Raw genomic sequence first — 2647 nt, forward strand, 5'->3', positions numbered from 1 at the left:
CCGCCACCGCCCCCACCGACCCCGACGACCAGTCCGAGTCCGGCCGCGGCCTCCTCCTCGTCGCCGCCTTGGCCGACGCCTGGGGCGTCACCGACCGCCGTGGCGGCCCCGGCAAAACGGTGTGGGCGTCCGTGAACGTGACCTGCCCTTCAACGACATGAAGCCGTCCGCCCCGTCGACGTTCCGGCTCCACCGGCGGGTGTGCTCGCGGTGGCGGACGCCGGTCGACGGGTGTTCCTCGTCGCCACGCTGGGAGAGGACATGATGGGGAAGAATCCCACGGACCCGCACGGTGATCCCCCTGGCTGGCAGAAGGACAAGGGACACAACCGAGCCCATCTCCTCGGCGCACAGCTCGGCGGGTCCAACTACAATCCGGCAAATTTCGTCACCATGCACGCCTACGCCAATTCCCCTGTCATGCGACATATTGAGAATCAAATCAGGGCCGCAGTCGAGTCCGGGGAGACCATCCAGTACAGCGTCACCCCTCGATACAACGGGAGTGATAAAATCCCCACTGGGGTACACGTCGAGGCATACGGATCAGACGGTTTCCAGTTCACTCAGCACAGAAGTACCGGAATCACAGAGTCAGGGAATTCCGTGTTCATACCCAACCAAAAAGGGGCGGCTGACGAGAGCAGCTAAATGAAAGCAACCTCTCCACTATCCGGACTCATTGACCCATAGGAACAGGACCCAGCCATGATTAACGCTCTTGCGCGTCTGCTCGAAATCGCCCAGCGCCGAGCGAGCCCCGCCGGAAGGATTGGGAGGAGGTCGAGCGCATCCTTGAGGTCGAGCTCCCCGCCGACTACAAGGAGCTCATCCACGTCTACGGAGTCAGTAACTGGGACGACTATCTGTACGTCCTGGAGCCCGGCTGCCCCAACGAGAACTACGACCTCCTCGAATGGGCAAAGAACCAGGCCGAAGACCTGGAAGACCTCTGGGAATTCGAGAAGAAGCCGACGGAACTGGAGGCCGAAGGGTCCCGGGTCATCCCATGGGCAACCACGGACAACGGAGAATGCCTCTACTGGCTTGTCCGGCCAGGCCACAACTCGGACCAGTGGACCGTCATGGTGAACGAGGCGCGCGGCGACCGATGGGAGCATTTCTCCGTGTCCTGCACGCAATTCCTCGCATCCTCCCTTGATGGAGAGCTGCATTCGAGCATCCTCTCAACCTCGTTCCCCCGTGCGACACATGAGTTCCGTCAGCTCGTTGCGGTATGACGATGCTGTGCGGGGGCTGTCCAGCCTCGAAGTTTCGTGACGGCCCGTTGGCGGAGTCGGTGGACCGTTTTTGCGCCGTGGGCTGAGGCTGTGCGGGCCGAAGAGCCGAGCGTCGCCTCGGGATGGCGCCGGATTCCACTGCTCCGGGTGTTGAGAGGGCGCTCCGGTGTGTCGTGAGCCAGCTGGCCTGCGTAGGCGCGGATCACCTGGTCCAGTTCGCCGTAGCGCCGGTCATGCTCGAAAGGGGTCAGGGGCAAGGGTATTCAGCCTCGACGGTCACAGACAGATGGGGAACGTGGAGTGCACCGTTTCGCGGTCGAGGTGGTCGCGCTTCGGATACGCACCGCAGTGGGCCCTTCACCTGGCATCGAACAACCAGAAGACGCCGACCTCTTGTGGTGAGACGACGACGAACCCGAAGTCGCCGATGAACTCGGTGAGAGGGCTCCAGCCGGTAACCCCGTTCATGAGATCCGGTGGCGGGGTTTCCCGCGCTACGGAGACGTTGCTGTAGCAGGGGATTCGGTCTCCGTACCGGTCGAGCACGATTCGGGCGTCAGCGAGTGCCGCCCTGGTCTGTTCCTCCGTTCCGACCGGCCCCCATTCGAATGTGTCATCTCGACCAGGAGGCGAACGGCCGTCTCGGCCGTCACCGGGTACAGCCGACTACCCAGGCCCTCCTCGGACAGGAAGGCGAAGGGATAACAGGACCGGCTCCCGGTCCGCTCCTCCTCGCGTCTCTTGTCCCAGTCCAAGGTGATCCATCCGCGAGGATCGTCGACCTCCCGGTTCATCACTGCCAGCGCGTCCCTTTGCCAGCCGGCGGGGTCCTCGGGCCGGTTGCAGCGAAGGTGTACACGTCATCCAGCAGACGCAAGACGGCGTCCTCTCATGTGGATTGGGTCATGGTGGGCGTTCTCCTTTCGAACGGATCGCTCACCGCTGCGCGCTCTTCAGATGGGTAAGGGTCGAAGCACCCCCGATCCTCGGTTTCCCATGCGCCCACGTCCCGCCCGGAGGGTCGCCCTGGTCACGAAGGCGCTGAGCGAGTTGCTCCGAGCTCTTTCCGACGTGTCTTCCAGGGTGTGTCCGTTCTCAAGCCATTCGCTGCTCGCCAGATCAATACGGTAGAGGCCGTTCTTGATGTCCTCCGGATCGGTCCAGCGATGCTCGGTCTTGAAATCGTTGAGCGCCCTCATGGCCGAAGATCCCCGGCGATGTGCTCGCTCAGAGGCAGGAAGTGACCGAACGGGCCCGCGAGGGGAAAGGCCCCTGCCTTCCGGACGCTGTTGGTAAATCCGGGGGCTGCGTGACGGCGGCCTGTACCACCCCGTTGGGGTTGTGCAGGCCGTCGTCGTGTTTCTGGGGTGGGTTCGTGTCGTTGCGTGGGGTGGATCTGGCGGAGA

At 63.4% G+C, this 2647-nt stretch carries 3 protein-coding genes and 1 pseudogene; 2 read left to right on the plus strand and 2 right to left on the minus strand.

Annotated features, from left to right (window positions below):
* The first annotated feature begins 264 nt into the window (after nucleotides 1-264).
* A complete protein-coding gene (locus tag C1J00_RS41835) occupies nucleotides 265-651 on the plus strand; it encodes a DNA/RNA non-specific endonuclease (RefSeq protein WP_245936723.1) in 387 nt (128 codons plus the stop codon).
* 140 nt (nucleotides 652-791) lie between these two features.
* On the plus strand, nucleotides 792-1241 hold the full coding sequence (locus tag C1J00_RS41840; RefSeq protein ID WP_102914036.1) for a hypothetical protein: 450 nt from the start codon (nucleotides 792-794) through the stop codon (nucleotides 1239-1241).
* A 158-nt stretch (nucleotides 1242-1399) separates the two neighbouring features.
* Here C1J00_RS41840 and C1J00_RS48490 read toward each other — a convergent pair.
* Nucleotides 1400-1498 (minus strand): annotated as a pseudogene (locus C1J00_RS48490) (contact-dependent growth inhibition system immunity protein); the annotation flags it as partial.
* A gap of 696 nt (nucleotides 1499-2194) precedes the next feature.
* The gene (locus tag C1J00_RS44880) at nucleotides 2195-2440 is read right to left on the minus strand and encodes a hypothetical protein (protein ID WP_146046382.1); all 246 of its coding nucleotides are present in this window, start codon (nucleotides 2438-2440) and stop codon (nucleotides 2195-2197) included.
* Between the last annotated feature and the right edge of the window lie 207 nt (nucleotides 2441-2647).

It is taken from the genome of Streptomyces cahuitamycinicus (assembly GCF_002891435.1).
Taxonomy (GTDB): domain Bacteria; phylum Actinomycetota; class Actinomycetes; order Streptomycetales; family Streptomycetaceae; genus Streptomyces; species Streptomyces cahuitamycinicus.

Bases quoted from the DNA above. Each gene is read 5' to 3' on its own strand.
- C1J00_RS41835 (WP_245936723.1), top strand. From the start codon at position 265: ATGGGGAAGAATCCCACGGACCCGCACGGTGATCCCCCTGGCTGGCAG.
- C1J00_RS44880 (WP_146046382.1), bottom strand. From the start codon at position 2,440: ATGAGGGCGCTCAACGATTTCAAGACCGAGCATCGCTGGACCGATCCG.